This window comes from Methylobacterium sp. AC315 (assembly GCF_979253755.1).
Window position 1 is genome coordinate 19,686 of record NZ_CEEDEA010000015.1, and the last position, 17,882, is coordinate 37,567.

General features: G+C 70.1%; 18 protein-coding genes. 11 read left to right on the forward strand and 7 right to left on the reverse strand.

Annotated features, from left to right (window positions below; translation table 11 throughout):
* The first annotated feature begins 553 nt into the window (after positions 1-553).
* The 7 genes from AC0IY0_RS21215 (at position 554) to AC0IY0_RS21245 (ending at position 6,743) form a co-directional block, all read left to right on the forward strand.
* Positions 554-1,534 (forward strand): PAS domain-containing protein, encoded by a 981-nt coding sequence (locus tag AC0IY0_RS21215; protein ID WP_471765389.1) that lies wholly within the window; start codon positions 554-556, stop codon positions 1,532-1,534.
* 205 nt (positions 1,535-1,739) lie between these two features.
* Positions 1,740-1,898, forward strand: coding sequence for a hypothetical protein (locus tag AC0IY0_RS21220; RefSeq protein WP_187277971.1), 159 nt, complete (start codon positions 1,740-1,742; stop codon positions 1,896-1,898).
* 456 nt (positions 1,899-2,354) lie between these two features.
* Complete coding sequence (gene hemP / locus AC0IY0_RS21225; RefSeq protein ID WP_471765391.1) at positions 2,355-2,519, forward strand: hemin uptake protein HemP; 165 nt, start codon at positions 2,355-2,357, stop codon at positions 2,517-2,519.
* Entirely contained in the window at positions 2,516-3,406 is an 891-nt protein-coding gene (locus AC0IY0_RS21230) for a heme/hemin ABC transporter substrate-binding protein (RefSeq protein ID WP_471765392.1), read from the forward strand. Before hemP ends, AC0IY0_RS21230 begins: the two co-directional genes overlap by 4 nt.
* 78 nt (positions 3,407-3,484) lie before the next feature.
* Positions 3,485-4,537, forward strand: coding sequence for a FecCD family ABC transporter permease (locus AC0IY0_RS21235; protein ID WP_187193451.1), 1,053 nt, complete (start codon positions 3,485-3,487; stop codon positions 4,535-4,537).
* Complete coding sequence (locus tag AC0IY0_RS21240; protein ID WP_471765393.1) at positions 4,530-5,354, forward strand: heme ABC transporter ATP-binding protein; 825 nt, start codon at positions 4,530-4,532, stop codon at positions 5,352-5,354. Before AC0IY0_RS21235 ends, AC0IY0_RS21240 begins: the two co-directional genes overlap by 8 nt.
* Positions 5,355-5,666: 312 nt before the next feature.
* A complete protein-coding gene (locus AC0IY0_RS21245) occupies positions 5,667-6,743 on the forward strand; it encodes an alpha/beta hydrolase (protein ID WP_246692443.1) in 1,077 nt (358 codons plus the stop codon).
* Between the two features lie 499 nt (positions 6,744-7,242).
* On the opposite strand, the gene AC0IY0_RS21250 is transcribed toward AC0IY0_RS21245, so the two are convergent.
* Both AC0IY0_RS21250 and AC0IY0_RS21255 read right to left on the reverse strand, forming a co-directional pair.
* Complete coding sequence (locus tag AC0IY0_RS21250) at positions 7,243-8,175, reverse strand: glycosyltransferase family 2 protein (RefSeq protein ID WP_471765395.1); 933 nt, start codon at positions 8,173-8,175, stop codon at positions 7,243-7,245.
* 5 nt (positions 8,176-8,180) lie between these two features.
* The gene (locus tag AC0IY0_RS21255; protein ID WP_471765396.1) at positions 8,181-9,230 is read right to left on the reverse strand and encodes a glycosyltransferase family 2 protein; all 1,050 of its coding nucleotides are present in this window, start codon (positions 9,228-9,230) and stop codon (positions 8,181-8,183) included.
* A 405-nt stretch (positions 9,231-9,635) separates the two neighbouring features.
* On the opposite strand from AC0IY0_RS21255, the gene AC0IY0_RS21260 reads away from it, so the two are divergent.
* Both AC0IY0_RS21260 and AC0IY0_RS21265 read left to right on the forward strand, forming a co-directional pair.
* Positions 9,636-9,857 (forward strand): DUF6894 family protein, encoded by a 222-nt coding sequence (locus AC0IY0_RS21260; RefSeq protein ID WP_147906523.1) that lies wholly within the window; start codon positions 9,636-9,638, stop codon positions 9,855-9,857.
* A 608-nt stretch (positions 9,858-10,465) separates the two neighbouring features.
* Positions 10,466-11,719 (forward strand): acyltransferase family protein, encoded by a 1,254-nt coding sequence (locus AC0IY0_RS21265; RefSeq protein ID WP_471765397.1) that lies wholly within the window; start codon positions 10,466-10,468, stop codon positions 11,717-11,719.
* Between the two features lie 3 nt (positions 11,720-11,722).
* On the opposite strand, the gene AC0IY0_RS21270 is transcribed toward AC0IY0_RS21265, so the two are convergent.
* Both AC0IY0_RS21270 and AC0IY0_RS21275 read right to left on the reverse strand, forming a co-directional pair.
* Complete coding sequence (locus tag AC0IY0_RS21270; RefSeq protein WP_471765399.1) at positions 11,723-12,802, reverse strand: acyltransferase family protein; 1,080 nt, start codon at positions 12,800-12,802, stop codon at positions 11,723-11,725.
* Between the two features lie 385 nt (positions 12,803-13,187).
* On the reverse strand, positions 13,188-13,340 hold the full coding sequence (locus AC0IY0_RS21275) for a hypothetical protein (protein WP_187193450.1): 153 nt from the start codon (positions 13,338-13,340) through the stop codon (positions 13,188-13,190).
* A gap of 187 nt (positions 13,341-13,527) precedes the next feature.
* On the opposite strand from AC0IY0_RS21275, the gene AC0IY0_RS21280 reads away from it, so the two are divergent.
* Positions 13,528-14,265 (forward strand): sugar transferase, encoded by a 738-nt coding sequence (locus AC0IY0_RS21280; RefSeq protein ID WP_147939439.1) that lies wholly within the window; start codon positions 13,528-13,530, stop codon positions 14,263-14,265.
* A 367-nt stretch (positions 14,266-14,632) separates the two neighbouring features.
* On the opposite strand, the gene AC0IY0_RS21285 is transcribed toward AC0IY0_RS21280, so the two are convergent.
* On the reverse strand, positions 14,633-15,469 hold the full coding sequence (locus AC0IY0_RS21285; protein WP_471765401.1) for a family 16 glycosylhydrolase: 837 nt from the start codon (positions 15,467-15,469) through the stop codon (positions 14,633-14,635).
* A gap of 200 nt (positions 15,470-15,669) precedes the next feature.
* Between AC0IY0_RS21285 and AC0IY0_RS21290 the strand changes: the two genes are divergently transcribed.
* The gene (locus tag AC0IY0_RS21290; protein ID WP_147906518.1) at positions 15,670-16,695 is read left to right on the forward strand and encodes a glycosyltransferase family 2 protein; all 1,026 of its coding nucleotides are present in this window, start codon (positions 15,670-15,672) and stop codon (positions 16,693-16,695) included.
* Positions 16,696-16,717: 22 nt separating this feature from the next.
* On the opposite strand, the gene AC0IY0_RS21295 is transcribed toward AC0IY0_RS21290, so the two are convergent.
* Complete coding sequence (locus AC0IY0_RS21295) at positions 16,718-17,026, reverse strand: hypothetical protein (protein ID WP_147906517.1); 309 nt, start codon at positions 17,024-17,026, stop codon at positions 16,718-16,720.
* A gap of 431 nt (positions 17,027-17,457) precedes the next feature.
* Positions 17,458-17,733 (reverse strand): hypothetical protein, encoded by a 276-nt coding sequence (locus AC0IY0_RS21300; protein WP_147906516.1) that lies wholly within the window; start codon positions 17,731-17,733, stop codon positions 17,458-17,460.
* Positions 17,734-17,882 lie beyond the last annotated feature (149 nt).

Consider the following 17,882-nt stretch of genomic DNA (forward strand, 5'->3'; position numbering starts at 1 on the left):
TGTCGTGAATTACGGTTACGTGAATATAATGTGACACGCATAAACTAATGACCTCATAATCTTTATCAAGAATGCGCTGAGTCACAAGTTTTTTTCTGATTGAAATCTGCTCAGACGGTTCATAAAAATGTTGGTCCCCCCTTGAGATTGATCAGAATCGGCTCACTTAGCCAACGGCACACGTGACCGCTCCGGATCACTGGTGGAGATTGCTGCAGCCTGGACGCGATCGGGAACTTTAAGTAGACGGCCCGTCGGCCGGCCTCGGCCGAGCCATCCGCCCGGACCTCATGGGATGGGGCACCCGGGGGCATGCCGGCACCGCAGCGAAGCACTGCTCAGCTTGCGCTAGCGGAGACGGTCGTGGCTGCGTTACTAGATCCAGGGATGAAATACTGTTCGGCGGACATCGCTGTGCGCTAAATATAGATCTTTATACGGCCTGATCTGATCGTTAAATGCTGAGTTTGAGTTATTTTAGATGAGGCATGATCCTGTTTCTGCGTTCGATAACGAAAATATCATCGAGGGAATTCCTCTGTCGTCCTACCAGATGCTGAAGCTGGTTGAGGAGCGCGGCGGGGTCGGCTTCTGGTCGCTCGAGATCGCGACCCGGGGGCTGTGGGGCTCCCCCGGCTTCCACCGGGTGACCGGGCTTCCGGCCACGGACGACCTGCGCGGCCTGTTCCGCCGGCTGATCCATCCCGACGACCAGGCCGCCCAGGCGGACCTTTGGGACCTGATCCAGCTCGGCCACGTGGTCGACCGGGAATTCCGGATCATCCGGCCCGACCAGACGGTCCGGTGGGTCGCCCTGAAGACCGGCGTGGTGCTCGGACCGGATGCGCTGCCCGCCCGCACGGACGGCGTCCTGCTCGACACCACGGCCACCCACGAAGCCCGGCAGATCGCGGCCTGGATGCAGGGGCGCCAGACCGGCGTCCTGCGCGCGATCACCGCCGCGACCTGGTCGGCCCATCCCGCCGGGGAGATCGAGATGGCGGCCGGCTGGGAGCGCCTGACCGGGCAGACGGCCACCGAGATGGCGGGGTTCGGCTGGCTCGACGCGCTCCATCCCGACGACCGCCGCGTCGCCCTGGCCGCCTGGCAGGCCGCCCGGACCACCGGCGCGCCCTACCGCGCAGAGTACCGCGTCCGCGGTGCGGACGGGACGTATCGCCGGTTCAGCAGCCGCGGCGCGGCGCAGGCCGGGCCCGACGGAGCGGTGCGTGAATGGTTCGGCCTCGTGCTCGCCGTGCCGGACGACGCGCGCGACGCGGTGCCGGATGCCGCGATCGGGCCGCTGATCCGGGGGGGGCGGGCGGTCCTCGGCTGGTCGATCCAGGACCTCGCCGCGGCCTCGGGGGTCTCGGGCTCCAGCGTCCGGCGGATGGAGGAGTTCGGCGAGGGCCCGCGTCCGAAGATCCGCCAGGCCGTGCGCCAGGCCTTCGAGGGCGCCGGCATCCGGTTCTCCGCGCTCGGCGCCGACCGCGTCGCCATCGAGGTCGATCCCGGGCGCTTCCCGTCAGCTTAGGGCGTGCGCCGCCGAAGTGGGGACCGGCTCTAGCCGCATCCGCCCGCAAAACCGCCCGCCGGATCGAGGCGCTATGCCGGCCCTCGGACCGGGCCGTCGCCCCGCACCCGGGAGCCGGTGTAGGCCATTCGTTAACGTCGGCTCTGCATCCATATCGGCACCGAAACCGTTGCGCGTGTCCAATTCGACCGCCGGGGCAGCTGTCATGACCATCCTGAGCGTGATCTGCTTGGTGACCGGTGCGACCCTCGCGGGCATCGCCCCGAAGCGCTCCGTGCAGCAGGCGGCCCTGGAGAGTGCGGGCGGCAGCCTGATCGTGCTCGGGCTCGTCATCATCGGCGCGGGCCTGCCCCTGTTCGGCTGAGGCGGCGCCGCTCGGTCCGTCAGCGTCCCGGCGCCGCCCCGGCACCTGCGGCCGCGAATCTCTGTCGAGCCCGCTTGCGCCGCGCCTTGATGGGCCGCGTGCGCCGGAAAAACCGCGGCGGTCCTCGACGCCGGCATCGCCGTATCGACCGACCACGGGACGCGCTTCGCGGCGCGTGGTCCAGTCTTGCGCCGTTCCGGCCCGGACGTGCCGCGATGATCGCCGCGAAGATCGGACAGATGAGACTGATATCCGCGCAAGCTTATCCTGGCCGGGAAGGCTCTGGTATCTGCCGCTGATCGCCCCTATGGTTCGATCTCTGCCATGTCTCTTTGTATTTTGAAGTGTTACAAAGAACGAAGCCGAGGCCTTCCAAAGATGTCCGGTCCGGACGGGGATGACAATCTGGGCGCACGCGTCCCGGGCCGCGGGGTTCCGCGGACCGGGGTTCGGGCGTTGGCCACGGGAGCGTTGGCCTTTGAAGCGTTGGCTTTGGACCGGGACGGCGAGATCGTCCCGGCGAGCCTCCTGCAGGGGCGCCGCGAGCTCATCATCCGCCACGCCGGCCAGCGGTACCGGCTCCGCATCACCGCCAACGACAAGCTGATCCTGACCAAATGACGCCATCCCCCGCCTGGTCGCGCCGCTTCCTCCTGGCCGCCGCCGCCGCGACCGCGCTCGCCCCGCGCGGGGGCGCCGCCAAAGCCGATCCGGCGCCGGCCGGCCGCATCGCCGCCCTCGGGGGCGCCGTCACCGAGATCCTGTATCGCCTCGGCGCCGGCCCGCGGATCGTCGCGGTCGACACCACCAGCCTGTATCCGCCCGAGGCCCTGCGCGAGAAGCCGAATGTCGGCTACCTGCGGGCGCTCTCCGCCGAGGGGCTGCTCGCCTGCGGACCCGACCTCGTGATCGCTGCCGAGGGCGCCGGCCCGCCCGCGGTGCTGGCGCAGCTGCGCGAGGCCGGCCTGCGCGTCGAGACCGTGACCGAGCCGCCGAACCCCGAGGGCGTCCTCGACAAGATCGCCGTCATCGGGCGTCTGGTCGGCCTGGACCGGGAGGCCGGATCCCTCGCCGCCGAGGTCCGCGCCCGCTTCGCCGAGGTCGCGAAAAGGCGCGCGCGGATCGAGACGCCGGCCCGGGCGATCCTCGTCCTCTCCCTCCAGGGCGGCCGCACGGTCGTGGGCGGCACCGGGTCCACGGCCGACGGCATGCTGGCGCTCGCCGGCATCACCAACGCGGCCGCGGGCGTCGCCGGGTTCAAGCCGATGACCGACGAGGCCATCGTGGCCGCCGCCCCCGACGCCGTGGTGATGATGCAGAACGGCCCGGAGCCGCCCAAGCCCGAGACCGTGTTCGCCCCCGATTCGGCCCTTGGCCGGACCCCGGCCGCCGCACAGGGCCGGCTGATCGCCATGGACGGCCTCTATCTCCTCGGCTTCGGCCCGCGCACCCCGCAGGCCGCCACCGAGCTGATGCGCGCGATCTACCCGGGCCTGCCGGGTGAGTGAGGGGGCCGCGCTTGTTTTGCCTGAGAGAGCGGAGCGGATGTCCCGCAAGGCGTCCCGAGTCGTGAGCGGGCCGCTGGGATGCTGAGCCGCCGCGCCGCCCTGCCGTGGGTGTTGGCGGCGCTCGCCGGGCTGATGCTGGCGGTCGCGCTGCTGTCGGTGAGCCTCGGGGCGATCCGGATCCCGCCAGAGCGGGTCTTGGCGGTGCTGACCGGGGGCGGGAGCGATCCGGCGCTGGCGCGCGACGCCCTGGTGGTGCTCAACATCCGGCTGCCCCGGACCCTGCTGGGGCTGATGATCGGCGCGGGGCTCGCGGTCTCGGGGGCGCTGATGCAGGGGCTGTTCCGCAACCCCCTGGCCGACCCGGCGCTCGTCGGGGTCTCGTCGGGGGCGGGATTGGCCGCCGCCTGCATCATCGTGCTGGGCGACCGGCTGCTCGCCCATTTCGGCCTGCCGGGGCCGCTGCCCTACCTGGTCCTGCCGGCCGGGGCCTTCGTGGGGGGCTTGGGCGCGACCCTGATCCTGTACGGGCTGGCGACGCGGTCCGGGCGCACCGCGGTGGCGACGATGCTGCTCGCCGGCATCGCCCTGGGGGCGCTGAGCGGCGCGCTCACCGGCCTGCTGACCTATGCCAGCGACGACCGGCAACTCCGCGATCTCACGTTCTGGTCGTTGGGCAGCCTGGGTGGTGCCACCTGGGGCAAGGTCGCGGCCTCGGCACCGCTGATCCTGCCGGTGCTGCTCGCCGTTCCGTTCCTGGGCCGCGGCCTCAACGCGCTGGTGCTCGGGGAGGCGGAGGCGTTCCATCTCGGGATCCCGGTGGAGCGTCTGAAGCGCACCTGCATCGTTCTGGTCGCCATCGCGGTCGGCGCCAGCGTGGCGGGGGCCGGGGTGATCGGCTTCGTCGGCCTCGTGGTGCCGCACGCCTTGCGGTTGGCGATCGGCCCCGAGCACCGCCTGCTGCTGCCGGCCTCGGCGCTGCTCGGCGGCGCGTTCCTGGTGCTGGCCGACGTCGTCGCCCGGCTGGTCGCGGCACCGGCCGAGCTCCCGATCGGGATCGTCACCGCTCTGGTCGGCGCACCGGTGTTCCTGTGGCTGCTGCTCGGCCGGGCGCGGGTCGCCGCCGATGCCTGAGCCGACCCTGCTCCGTGCCCGCGACCTCACCGTCACGGTGGCCGGCCGCGACCTCGTGCGCGACGTGTCCCTGTCCGTGGCGGCCGGCTCCCTGCAGGTGATCGTCGGCCCGAACGGCGCCGGCAAGTCGACCCTGCTGCGCCTGCTCTGCGGCGAGCTGCGCCCGACGAGCGGGCAGGTCGCCTACGGCGGCGAGGCGGTGGAGCGGATCCCGGCCTGGCGGCTCGCCGCGATGCGGGCGGTGCTGCCGCAGGCCGCGCGCCTCGCCTTCCCGTTCGCCGCGGCGGACGTGGCCCGGATCGGCCTCGACGGCATCGGGCGGGGCCTCAAGGCCCGCGACCGGGACGCGATCCTGGCCCGGGCCCTCGACCGGGCCGACGTCGCCCATCTCGCGACCCGGGCCTACCCGACTTTGTCGGGCGGCGAGCAGGCCCGGGTGCAGTTCGCCCGGGTGCTGTGCCAGATGGAGGCCGGCCGCACGGTCGCGGACGGCCAAGTGCTGTTCCTCGATGAGCCCACCGCGAGCCTCGACCTGAACCACCAGGGCGCTCTCCTCGAGGCCGCCGCGGCGCTGGCGGCCTCGGGCGTCGCCGTGGTGGCGATCCTGCACGACCTCAACCTCGCGGCGGCCTACGCCGACACGCTGCTTGTGCTCGAAGCCGGCCGGCTGGTCGCCACCGGGCGGCCCGCGGACGTGCTCCGCGACGACCTGATCGCCCGGGTGTTCGGGGTGCGCTGGCCGGTCGGAAAAATCCCCGGCCCGGACCAGCCGTTCATCCTGCCGCACCGGACTATTGCAGGTCGGCAACAAAACTGATTCGCGATCGGGTGATCTGGAGATGTTTCAAGATATTCCCGAGGAAAGTTGGAATGCATGCAAGCTGATTTGCCGTAGAGACGGTTGCATTAAAATATCGCGTCCGTATACGACTCAGTTTACCCACTCTGGATCCGTTTCAGGCCCGAGGTGAATCTTCAATGCGCCGCCATAGATGGCTGTTTTGACTCGGTGCAAAACGCTGGAGTTTTCGCAAGATCTCGGCCTTCAGCAGCAGGACTGCGTCGCCGGACATTTGCAGGTAGTGGGCGGTCGGAGCAGGACTCGGTCCAGGACAAGGCTCACTTGGCGATGCCCATGCGCTCACCTCGCTGTCTGCTCACGCCCTTGATGCTGATTGTGGGGGTGATGAGTGCCCTACAATCGGCCCAGGCCGAGATGGACCCGGAAGTTCTGACGCCTGTGCCAGTCGTGCAAGATGCTCGGCTGGAAGTCAGGGCGCGGCAGGGCGTTGGAGTGGTCCCGCTGCATGTGACGCAAGACTGGACCGTGTCGCAGCCCGGCATCCGGCGCGCAGTGATCGTCATCCATGGGTGGCCACGTCGCGACCTGCGCTCGGGGGAGTATGCTGTCGCTCGAGCCGGGATGGCTGCTGACGATGCACTCGTCATCACGCCACAGTTCCTGATCCAGGCCGATATCGCAGCCCACCATCTCCCGGACACGACCCTGCGTTGGGGGCCCAATGACTGGGCGATCGGACGGGACGCCGCGGCACCGGCCTCGATCAGTTCGTTCGATGTTCTCGATGCGATCCTCGACCGGCTCGCAGATCGGCAGACTTTCCCGAACTTGCGAAAGGTCGTCGTCGCCGGTCATTCGGCCGGTGGCAGGTTCGTTCAACGTTACGCGGCCGTCGGGCATGGGCAGGCCCCACTGCGGACAGCCGGTGTCCACATCCGCTACGTCGTCGCCAATCCTTCCGACTACCTCTATTTTGATGCCGCGCGGCCGTTCGCACCCGCGCCAGGATGCAGCGCCGTCAACCGCTGGGCATACGGACTGGACACTGGCTTGCCACGCTACGCGACTCAGTTGTCAGATCCAGAGTCTTTATGGACGGAATATTTAGCCAAAGACATCGTTTATCTGCTTGGAACAGACGACAACGATCCAAATCATCCTCAACTCGACCGAAGCTGTGCGGCTGAAGCGCAAGGTCTGAGCCGGCTCCAGCGCGGGATCGCGTTCGTGAAGACGATGGCTGCGGCCGGGGCGCTGCGGCAATCCTTGTTGGAGGTGCCGGGCGTCGGCCACCACAGTTCTCAAATCTTTGGCTCGCAATGTGGCGTCTTCGCGCTGTTCGACAACGGCTCCTGCGCTGCGATACCCATCGTCGTTGAGCACGGCGGGCCGATCCATCCGTGAGCCGCAACGCGGACCGCTTCGGCAGGCGCGCCTCATCCTGTCTCCGCTCATGGAAACGGCGGGGCTCTCACCCCGCCGCGGATCCGATGCGTCGTGGCCGGCCGCCCGTGCGGGCTTACAGGCCGAACAGAACTCCGGCCGAACCGGCCACCGTCATGGCGAGACCGCCCGCGAAGGCGCCGATCATCGCGTAAGAGAAACCCTTCAGGACCATAGCGTGCACCCCTTTCATCGTGCGGCGGGCCTCGGATGAGGCCCTGCAAACCATCTGCAACGATGATGCCGGTTCGGCCGGGTGCGTGCGGTGCGATCAAACACGCTGCATTGCGGAACGATTGCGCGCGGGCACGACGCGAGGGGGCGTGACGCGAGGGGACATGGCGCAGGCGGGCATGATGCAGGCGGGATCGGCCGCGTCGGCGTTCGACACCGCCGCGCGCGCCTTCAACGTGCCGCCCCATCACCCCGCCAAAGGGCCGAACCCCTTGGAAGCCCGTACTTACCGGTGCCGGGAGGGATGGTATTCCCGGTAGCTCAGGCCGAGCACGGCGGCGAGCAGCCCGGCGCCCCGGCACAGGGTGTAGAACCCGCCGACCAGGGTGGCGGGCCGGAGCGACAGCCCGGCGATCCCGAGACGGAGCGCGCCCCCGCCGAGGCGGGCCAGGCCCCGGGCCGCGTTGCTGAGCCGCCCGCTCACCGTCTCCGGCCGGAGGCGGCCGAGATAGGCCTCGACGCTGCCGCTGCGGTACCAGCGCGCCAGCAGCCAGCGCACCCGCATCCGGTGCGCCGGGATGCTGTCGTACACGATCGCGTCGGGCGCCCAGGCGATCCTGTGCCCGGCAAGCAGAAGCGACCGGAAGAAGATGGTGTCCTCGCCGCCCAGGGTGTTGAAGCGCATGTCGAAGGACAGGCCCAGCGCCGTCACCACCCGGAGGTCCAGCAGCGCGTTCGCCGTGTAGGCGTCCGCCACCATTCCGTCGCGGACCGGCAGGGTCTTGGCGAAGAAGCCCCCGGTCGTCGCCCAGGCCGGGGGGACCCGGTCGAACAGCGGCACCACCGGGCCGACGCAGGCCGGGGCGCCGGTCCGCCGCGCCGTGTCGAGCAGGCTGCGCAGCCAGTCGCGGTCCGGAACCTCGTCATCGTCGATCAGGGCGATCCAGTCGGCGCCGAGCGTGGCGGCCGCCGTGAGGCTGCGGTTGCGCACCGCCGCCAGGCCCCGGACCGCCTCCCGGGCGTAGGTGATCGGGAAGCGGCCCGCGGTGCGGTAGGCCTCCACCACCGGGATGGCGGCGTCGCTGCGCCCGTTGTCGACCACCAGGATCCGCAGGGCGGATTCGGCGAGGTCGCCGAGCCGCTGCCGGTCGATGGCCTTGAGCAGCAGCGCCAGGCCCGCCGGACGCTCGCAGGTGCAGATGCAGAGGCACAGGCGCATGGGGCTCACCGTGGTCCGGCCGGAAGGGCGTCCGGCATCGCGGGGCGCAGGCGCCTGCCGACGCGCTTGCGGGCCGCCGCCATCAGCGAGCCGGTCAGGAACCGCCAGGCCCGGGGCCGGGCCAGCGCCAGGGCGGCGCCCCGGAGCCATCGGCCGCCCTGCGCGGCCTCGACCACCCGGGCGATGACCTGCGCGGTGGCGAGGCTGTCGCGATAGGCGCGGCTGGCCTGCCGGATCCCGGCGGAGCGCGCCCGGTGCCCGGCCAGGGCGCCGTCCTCGGCGTAGGCCGCGAAGGCCGCGTCGAGGTGTTCGATGTCGGCGAGCCGCAGCCGATGGGACAGCGAGGCCGGCCCCCGCCGATACCCGTAGCCCGCGTAGGAACTCACCACGAAGCGGGCGCCTTCCGCGAGGGCCGCCACGCAGAACAGGAAGTCCTCGCCGACCCGGACCGTATCCACGTAGCGCAGGCCGTGCCGGCGCACGAAGTCGGCCCGCAGCATCGGCTTGAGATAGCCGAGCTTCACCCCCGGGGTGAGCATCCGGTTACAGGTCAGGTACTGCGCGAGTTCGATCGTGAACAGGTAGGGCTCGCGGCCGCGATCCAGCATGCCGGCCCCGCCCGGATCGAAGGCCCCGGTGAAGGGGATCGGGTTGTCGGCGATGAGGTCGGCATCCGTGGCGGCGGCGAGATCCAGGAGCGTGCGGCTCCGGTCCGGGACGATCAGGTCGTCCGCGTCGAGGATCGCCACCCAGCGTCCCCGTGCGGCGGCCAGGGCGGCGTTCCGGGCGGCCGACGGACCCCGCGGCGCGTGCGTTCCCGCGGCGTCGAGGGGGATCGGGCGGATGCGCGGGTCGGCCGCCGCCAGCCGCGCCAGTACGGAAGCGGTCCCGTCCGTCGACCCGTCGTCCGCCACCAGGACCTCGACCGCGACGCCGGCCTGGTCGAGGGCCGAGCGGATCGCGGTCTCGATCCACGGGGCGGCATTGTGGGCGGCCATGAGGAACGAGATGTCCACGGGCGCCGTCCGCGCATCGGCCTCGATCTGCTTCGCCATCGCTCGTCCTGCCGCCGCCCCCGGGATTCGCGGTCTCCCGGGCCCTGGCCGACCATGGCGTGAAGCGCGCCCGGCGCACGACACTCAAAGGACGTAGGCGCGCGCCGCACCGTCCCAGGGCGGCGGATTTATTCGCGCCGGCCGGGATCCCCGACGGTGACCCGGGGGCCAGGGCAGGCGCAGCGCGGTACCGCCTTTCGCCACGCCGCCATGATCAAATGGGCAATGATCGATACCTATATTGTACGAGTGCGAGAAAATTCAGACATTATTGCAACGGACCAGGCGAAATCAGCTTTGATATTTATTAAACTTTATGTCTCCAGATGATTTCCGTCGGGCGCGTCGGGCCGCGCATCCAGGACGGGACGGCCCTCCGAGGGCATCAATCACGGGGGATCGTCTTTGCCCATCCGGTTCTACTTCGACGTCGAGAACGGCAGGGAGACGATCCGCGACCACGAGGGCGTGGACGCCACCGATCTGACCGAGGCCCTGGCCGAGGCGCGCAGCGTCATCCGGGAGATGGCGGACGACGTCTGCGCCCACGACCTCGGTGGCGGCTGGACGCTCGTGGTGCGGGACGCCGCCGGGATTGTGGTGGCGCGGCTGCCGATCAGGTCGTAGGCGAGGCCTGCCGCCACCGTTGCTGCAGCGCGTCCCCGCTACGGGTTCCACAGGGTGGAAGGTTCATCTCCCGAGGGGTAAGCCCCAGACTGGATTATCCGCGCGGTCATTCCAGGCCGCCGCAGGCGAGCCTGAAATCCAGAAACGCCGTTGGCTCGAGAGCTTGACGCGTCGGCGTCTCTGGATCCCGGGCTCCGCTGCGCGGCCCCGGGATGACGGTGCATGGCGGCAAGGGTCAAACCTTCACTTGAAGTAGACTTAGTTCTCCCCCCCCCCTCGGGAGAGGTCGAAAGTCCAACCTGTCCAACCCGTAGGCGCGTCACCCCCGCCGGCGGCGAGACGGGACGAGCGCGGCCACACCGCCAGGACGGCCTCGTAGCGGGCCGCTCGGGAGGCGTGTGGCCCGGCGGGCCTTGGCGACATTGCGCTCTGCTACGCCATTCGGAGGAGTTCTGACCCCGCCCGGGTGGCCCGTCGCCGTACAGCGGGGAGGGATCCGGCGCCGGATCCCTCCTTTTGTGTGCTCGGCCCCGTCCCTCGCCTCGGGCCAACCGGTGGCATGGATCGGAGGCGCCGCGCCCCGGCGCGTGTCCGTACGAGGCTCTCTCATGCGTCAACAGATGCCCCGTCGCGGGCGGACGATCGGAGGGACGCTCGCGGCCGGCGGCGGCTACGGCGCCGGCTTCGATACCCTGCGCCTGGTGCTCGCGCTGCTGGTGATGCTGTTCCATGCCGGCGCCACGGTGGGCAGCACGCTCTGGACCGATACGCTGTCGCCGCTGACCGGCAGCCTCGTGCCGCTGTTCTTCGGCGTCAGCGGTTTCCTGGTCGCGGGCAGCGCGTCGCGGCTCCCGGCCGGACCGTTCCTGATCAACCGCGCCGTGCGGATCCTGCCCGCCCTCACCACCGTGACCCTGGTCACGGCCTTCGTGATCGGCCCGGTGTTTTCCACCGATGCTCCGGCGGCCTACTTCGCGCAGGCGGGGGTCTGGCAGTATTGCGCGAACAGCATCGGCCTGTTCCGCGCGCAGCTGCCCGGGGTGTTCACCCAGAACGGGCAGCCCGGCATCGTTAACGCCGCGCTCTGGACGCTCGCGTACGAACTCGCCTGCTACGGGCTGGCGGCGGCCCTGATCGTGGCGGGGCTGTTGCGGCGGCCCCGGGTGCTCCTGGCCGTACTCGTCGCCTTGGCGGTCACGCCCGCCCTGCTGGCCGCGTGCGGGGGGCTGCCCCTGTTCGAGCGGAACGGGCTGTTCCGCCTGTTCTTCCTCGGCCGCGGCGCGATCCTGTTCTCGACCTTCCTCAGCGGCTGCCTGCTGTATGTCTGGCGCCACGCCGTGCCGCTCGATGGCCGGCTGTTCGCGGCGGCGGTGGCCGGGTGCGGCCTCGTCTACGGGCTCGGCCCGGACCGGTGGCACCTGGCCGATCCGGCCCTGTCGGGGCTCTGCTTGGCCTATATCGCCGTCGCGATCGGCGTCAGCGATTTCGGCGGGCGGCTCGGGCCGTACAAGGTCGACTACTCGTACGGGCTGTACCTGTCTCACTGCCCGATCCTCAACGCGGTCTATTCCCTGGTCCCCGGGATCGATTCGACGGCTCCGCTGGTCCTGCTGGCCATCGGCCCGACGCTCCTCGCCGCCGCCGCGTCGTGGCACGGCATCGAGAGCCCGTCCTTGCGCGCGCGAAAGCGCCTCGCCCCGGTCGCTGCGGCCCTGGTCGGCCGTCTCATGGAAAGGCGCCGGATCCCACAGGGCGAGCCCTTTGGCAGGGTTCGGGACAGCGTCCCGCTGGAGCGCGGCTTCGCACGACCGCAGGGCTCCGCCCTGCACCCGCAAAAGGTCGAGGACCTTTTGAATCCGTGACGTCTACAGCGGATGGATCAACGCGGGACGCCGGGCCGCCCGGGGCGGGCTCCGCAGGATCCGGCGGGCCGGGGATTCGAGGAGCCGCCACGACGCTTCCGCCAGGAGCAGGGTCAGTGCCAGGTCGAGCGCGAGGGTGACCGAGCGCGGCCCGGCGAGATGCAGACCGACGGCTGCCAGCACCTGCTCCGCGTGCAGGGGCACGTGGAACAGGTAGGCGGCGTAGCTGATGACGCCGATCCGGCGCAGCCAGGCCGTGTCCAGCAGCGCGACGATGCGGTTGCCCGGGGATTGGACGATCTGGAGCAGGACGAGCGCCGCCAGGACCCCGCTGAGCCGCCCGAGGATCAGCCACCGGCCGGTCTCCCCGGCGAGCAGCGGCAGGGCCAGGAACAGGGCGAGCGCGCCGAGCAGGGCGGCGTCGCTCCGGAGCCAGCCCGGCAGGGGCTGCGTGCGCAGGCCGGCCAGACCCCCCAGGGCGATCAGCCCGAGATTGGCCACCGTGTCGACGTCGAAGCTCACCGGCCAGGCGCCGGCCGACCACAGGGCGACGTGCATCAGCACGCTGGCGCCCACGAGCGCGCCGCACAGCGCCCCGAGACGGCGCCGGGGCAGGAACAGGGCCGCCGGCGCGAACAGCAGGTAGAACTGTTGCTCGACGGCCAGGCTCCAGAGATGGCCCAGCTCCGTCCCCCAGCCGTTCCGCTCGATATAGACGTTGGTCAGGTACAGCCACGTCGAAAGCTTGAACGCGTCGTCGCCGAGGTTCAGCGGGCCGCCCAGTCGGGTGGTGTAGAGCACGAACAGGAAGACGTAATACACTGGCACGATGCGGGCGAGCCGGTTCCGGTAGAACGCAAGCAGGCTGTCCATCGGCGTCGCCGCGCCGGCCTCGATGCGCCCGCGGGCCGCCGCCAGGATGCGGACGATCAGGAAGCCGCTCAGCACGAAGAACAGCCAGACCCCGGCGCTGCCCAGCGCCTCGGTGCGCGGGCTCGGCGCCTTGTGACTGGCGAAGACCATCAGGAAGGCCACCGCCCGCAGGCCGTCGAACCCGATGATGCGGCGCTCTGCCGGGACCATGCACGCCTCGTCCGATGCCGGAGCCCGTCCCGCCGCGCGGGCGCGGTCGAAGCGGATCGAGCGCCCGGTCTAGGCCGGCCGGACGCGGGGGGCGGCCTACCTCGATCGGCGTAGGCCGGGTCGCCTGAACATCTGCCGCATTGCTGTATTCGGCCTTAGACCCTTCGTGTTTAGGGTTGTTTAACAATATCGAAGTGGGGTATGGTCGCGATGGCCCGTCCGATTCCGGGTGGAACACTGATGTGAACGGTCATCGCTCACACGCACCGGTTTGCAGACGACGCGATGCCGTGCAGCGCGATGTCTCGCGCCACGCCATGCCACAGGCCGTCCCGGGGGCCCGCCGCACGCGGCGCGGATTCGGGGCTCCGCCCGGCCGGGGCGCTCACCGACGCATCCCGAGCAGGACCACGAGGCCCACGCCGATCGCGGCTCCGGCCTGGGCCGCCAGCAACGCGACCAGCCAGCCCTGCAGCAGGCCCACCGCGAAACCGATCGCGCCCCCGATCAGCGCAGCAAAGACCAGAAGGACCAGCAATTACTTATCTCCACTGGTGATTCGGTGGTCCTGCCCCGGCTTTATCCCGCAAGTTTTCCGCTGTGCCAACGGCTCAAGACTTTCGCGTGTCAAATATTGTCCCCGTCCCGGCCGCACCGGCCCGCGGGTTTCGATCGCATCTCGCACTGTCGCATCCACCTTTCGCACCGAGTGAGGAGCCGCCGCCATGCTGCGTCCGGTTGGGACCCCGACCTCCATCACCCCGTCGTCGCCGCACCATATGGTCGAGACGATCAACGAAGCGTTGGTCATGACGCTGCCGACGGCTTCTCCAGCGCGCTTCGGGCTCCGGCTCGGCTGGGCCACCAAGCGCACGCTCGATACCGGGGTGGCGTTGACGGCCCTGTGTCTGCTGCTGCCGCTGCTCCTGTTCATCGCCCTGTTGATCTGGGCCAGCGACGGCCACGCGCCGATCTTCCGGCATCGGCGGCTCGGCCGGAACGGGCGTCCGTTCGGGTGCCTGAAGTTCCGGTCCATGATCGCGAACGGCGACGCGGTCCTGGCCGCGCACCTGGCGGCGCATCCCGAGGCCCGGGCCGAGTGGGAGGCGACCCACAAGCTTACCCGGGATCCCCGGGTGACCACCCTGGGCCAGGTGCTGCGCAAGACCTCGCTCGACGAACTGCCGCAGCTCTGGAACGTGCTGCGCGGCGAGATGAGCCTGGTCGGCCCGCGCCCGATCGTGCAGGGGGAGGTCGTCCGCTACGGGACGGCGTTCACGCTCTGCTTCTCCGTGCCGCCCGGGGTCACCGGTCTGTGGCAGGTCTCGGGCCGCTCCGACACCAGCTACGCCGAGCGCGTGGCGCTCGACCTGGACTACGCCAGCCGCTGGAGCCTGCGCCGGGATCTCGCGATCATGCTGCGCACCATTCCGGCCGTGCTGGCCCAGCGCGGCAGCAAGTAGCGCCGCGAGCCGACGACGGGACGCCGCGAGAGCGCTCGCCGCCGAGGTGGATCCCGGTTTGGCGTCAGCGAGCGCGTTGCATCAAGGGCTGAGAGCTGTTGGCGATTGCAACGCGATCCGGGACGGCTCTCGGCGTCGGGTGTGGGCTGCGTCGGGTCGGGCAGGCCCTCAGGCCGGGTCGTCCTGGTCCAGGGGCGCCACGACGCAGAGGCGCCAGAACTCCACGAAGCCGACCGCATACACAGCGATGAGAAGGCTGAACCCGGACATCAAACTTGGCCCCGTAGTGACCGCAATCGTGAACGTGCGGGGGACAAGGTTAATGTTTCGTTTGGGTTCCGCGATAAGCCGGCGGCGTCGTGCCGCCCTACCGGCAGAGGATCGAGCCCTTGAAGCCGCACGGGTCGCCCAGCTTGGTGAAGGCGACGCGCTCGAAGGCGGCCGAGACCGGCTGTCCCGGATAGGTGGCCGGCCCAAGCCACGATTCGAAGTCGCGGCCCTGGCCCGTCCAGATGCTGAGCATGATCTTGCCGGGATGCGACGGGATCGGCCGGTCGGGCGCGGCCCGCACTTCACGCAGCAGCCGGCCGTTGACCGACCAGCGGATCCGGTCGGGTAGCCATTCGAGCGCGTAGTCGGCCATGGTCGTCGCGGCGTCGAAGCCCAGCGCCTCGACACTCTCGTGCTGGCCGGTACCGCCGGTGAAGTAGTTGAGCTGGACGCCCTTCGTGTCCTTGCCCAAGAATTCGAAATCGATCTCGTCGTTCGTCCGGCGGTCGCCGTCGTCCGGGCCGTTATAGGTGAAGAACGCCGAGACCAGGCCGGAGGCCGCGCCTGGCCGCATCCGAACCTCGTAGGTGCCGTAGCCGTAGCGCTCCTTGGTCTGGATCTCCGCGCAGCTGAAGGCGCGCTCCTTGTAGGGGCTGTCGGCCAGGGTGAGGGTCAGCGCCCCGGGGCTGGGGATCTGCACGCGCTGGCGCGACCACGTGCACTTCTGGAAGTCGCCGTTGACCCAGCCGTCGGCCACGTACCAGCGTCGATCGCCGAGGGTCGCGAAGGTCTCCACGAAGGAGCCGCCGCCCCGGAACGCCGGCGCGTCGCCGGAAGCCGGGGCGGGATCGTCCCCGGCCGCGACCGGCAGGACCGGCAGCAACAGGGCCGCGGCCAGGCAGCCGGTGCGGATCGGGCGGCGCGGTCTCGTCATGCTCATCGTCTCGCTTTGGCCGGTTCACGGAATCCGGCGCAGTATCGGCGCGTCCGGCCGCGGCGGCGGTGATCTTTCGGACGAGCGGATCCGGCGCCCGCGCCCTCCTTTTGGACGATGTCGCGTGCCGCGCGCGGGCCGCCTACGGTGCGGGATGGCCGTCCGGCCCCTGCCGGGCGGGGAGTCTTCGGAGTCGTCCGGTGCGAAGCGTCCAGGCCCAGAGCGACGGAGCGGATGTCTGCGTCATCATCGCGGCGCGCAACGCCGAGGCCACCATCGCGACCGCGGTCGCCTCGGCGTTGCGCCAGCCGGAGGTCGCCGAGGTCATCGTCGTCGACGATGCCTCGACGGACCGGACCAGCGCGGCCGCCGAGGCCGCCGGTGACGGGACCGGCCGGCTGAAGCTGCTCCGGCTGACGCGCAACGCCGGACCGGCCGCTGCCCGCAACGCGGCGCTGGCGGTGGCGACCGCGCGGCTGCTCTGCGTCCTCGATGCCGACGACACTTTCCTGGACGGGCGCCTGGGCCGCCTGCTGTCGGCCCCCCGCAGCTGGGACCTGATCGCCGACGACATCATCCTGGTCCGGGGGAGCGCGGCGGCCGCGGCCGGGAGCCTCGTGACGGGGCCCGGCCGGCCACAATTGCTGTCGCTCGCGGGGTTCGTCTCCGGCAACATCGGACGGGCGGGCGAGCACCGGCGGGAACTCGGGTTCCTCAAGCCGATCATGCGGCGCTCGTTCCTGCAGCGCCACGGCCTGCGCTACGACGCCCGGCTGCGCCTCGGAGAGGATTACGCCCTCTACGTCGAGGCCCTGGCGGCGGGCGCCGTGTTCGCCGTCACGGCGCCATGCGGCTACGTGGCGGTCGAGCGCGCGGATTCGTTGAGTGCGCAGCACCGGACCGAGGACCTCGCGGCGATCATCGCGTTCGACGAGACGATGCTGGCCCGTCCGGACCTCGCGCCGGGCGCCCGCAAGGCCCTGCGGTCCCATCGCGACGCCACGATGCGGAAATGGCAGCACCGGCGCGTCCTCGACCGCCGGCGCTCGCACGGCTACGCGGCGGCCCTGCGCGAACTGCTGTACGCCCCGCGGGCCTGGCGGCACATCGCGTCCGAGACCCTGGAGGCCAAGCTGGCCCGGCTGATCCCGAACCGTGCCGCGACCGGGGATACGGCTCCGCGCCTGCTGCTCGGGCCGAGCGAGCGCCTGCGGCCGGCGCCCTGAGAACGCGCCGCCGCCGGCTTCGTCAGTGATCCCGCTCGCCGCTCCGGGGCCGGACGGCCGACACGTCGCATTGGACGTCGTCCAGCGCGCAGCGGACCCGCTCCAGCGCGGCGCTGAACAACGCGGTGGTGTGCGGATCGCCGGTCCGCGCCGCCTCGGCGTTCCGGAAACTGTCCAGCAGGTACGGCATCATCTTTCCATGAAGTGCCAGGTAGGCGCCGGGGTTCGAGAGTTCATAGACGACTGCCAGGGCATGATAGGCTCGCGCCAAAACCTCGAGTGCAACATCCGCACTACGTGAGCCCTGGTCACAATCATCGCTGATCTTCATCGCGCCGATAATCTTGTTTCCATCCCTAGTTGGGGACTAACATGCTCCGTTAACACTGTCGATGCTTCAAGCTAGGGCCAGTGTCGCCGCCCAAGCGTGGTGAGAGATTTAGCGCGGCCTCATGGCTCAACTGCAACAGTCCGGTATTCGGCCTTCGGATACCCCGTGCGCGGTACGGAGCGGAGGCTCGCCTGGTCCGGGTTGGCGCGGTTCCACCCCACTCCCGTCATCCGGGGGCGAGGGAGCGAAGCGCAGGCCTTTGCGTTCGCGCAGCCGGCCGAAGGGCTTCTTCGAGGCGTCCGCGTGCGGGGAGGGGCGCGGGATCGTCCCCATTCTGTATGGCTCTGTCCACACCCGAAGGCAGGCCTCAGCGGGCGCGGTCGATCGGCCCGGTACGATTCGATGGCACCCCGTCGTGTCCCGCGCGCGGCTCAGCCACGCATGTATCGGGTCGGCCGGATCATCGTCGCGATCTTGCTTTCGACCTCGAGCAGGACGCCGTTCACGAGGTGAGCCGCGCCTTCGACCGTTCCCGCCGCCAGGGTCTCGCGGCCGCTGGTCTCCTGGATGATACGGAAATTGTCTTCGACGAACGCGCGAATCTTCTGCTGGACGCCATCGAACTCGCCCGGGTGCGCTGTCTCGTAGAGGAGGGCCAGGGCGAGATAGGCGCGACCGACCATGTCGAGCGCGAGGCCGGCGCTCATCTCGCTGTCTGTCGGGGGCACGGCGCGTGAGTTCCTTGTCAAGCTCTATCTTGCAAATCTACCAGGCTGTTCGGGTGTAAACAATCAGCAAAAACACTTGTGCGGGTGCTTTTATTGAATTTTTGGCTGTTGATCGCTCGCAAGCTGGC

Bases quoted from the DNA above. Each gene is read 5' to 3' on its own strand.
- AC0IY0_RS21215 (WP_471765389.1), top strand. From the start codon at position 554: ATGCTGAAGCTGGTTGAGGAGCGCGGCGGGGTCGGCTTCTGGTCGCTC.
- AC0IY0_RS21220 (WP_187277971.1), top strand. From the start codon at position 1,740: ATGACCATCCTGAGCGTGATCTGCTTGGTGACCGGTGCGACCCTCGCG.
- AC0IY0_RS21230 (WP_471765392.1), top strand. From the start codon at position 2,516: ATGACGCCATCCCCCGCCTGGTCGCGCCGCTTCCTCCTGGCCGCCGCC.
- AC0IY0_RS21235 (WP_187193451.1), top strand. From the start codon at position 3,485: ATGCTGAGCCGCCGCGCCGCCCTGCCGTGGGTGTTGGCGGCGCTCGCC.
- AC0IY0_RS21240 (WP_471765393.1), top strand. From the start codon at position 4,530: ATGCCTGAGCCGACCCTGCTCCGTGCCCGCGACCTCACCGTCACGGTG.
- AC0IY0_RS21245 (WP_246692443.1), top strand. From the start codon at position 5,667: ATGCCCATGCGCTCACCTCGCTGTCTGCTCACGCCCTTGATGCTGATT.
- AC0IY0_RS21250 (WP_471765395.1), bottom strand. From the start codon at position 8,175: ATGCGCCTGTGCCTCTGCATCTGCACCTGCGAGCGTCCGGCGGGCCTG.
- AC0IY0_RS21255 (WP_471765396.1), bottom strand. From the start codon at position 9,230: ATGGCGAAGCAGATCGAGGCCGATGCGCGGACGGCGCCCGTGGACATC.
- AC0IY0_RS21265 (WP_471765397.1), top strand. From the start codon at position 10,466: ATGCGTCAACAGATGCCCCGTCGCGGGCGGACGATCGGAGGGACGCTC.
- AC0IY0_RS21270 (WP_471765399.1), bottom strand. From the start codon at position 12,802: ATGGTCCCGGCAGAGCGCCGCATCATCGGGTTCGACGGCCTGCGGGCG.
- AC0IY0_RS21280 (WP_147939439.1), top strand. From the start codon at position 13,528: ATGCTGCGTCCGGTTGGGACCCCGACCTCCATCACCCCGTCGTCGCCG.
- AC0IY0_RS21285 (WP_471765401.1), bottom strand. From the start codon at position 15,469: ATGACGAGACCGCGCCGCCCGATCCGCACCGGCTGCCTGGCCGCGGCC.
- AC0IY0_RS21295 (WP_147906517.1), bottom strand. From the start codon at position 17,026: ATGAAGATCAGCGATGATTGTGACCAGGGCTCACGTAGTGCGGATGTT.
- AC0IY0_RS21300 (WP_147906516.1), bottom strand. From the start codon at position 17,733: ATGAGCGCCGGCCTCGCGCTCGACATGGTCGGTCGCGCCTATCTCGCC.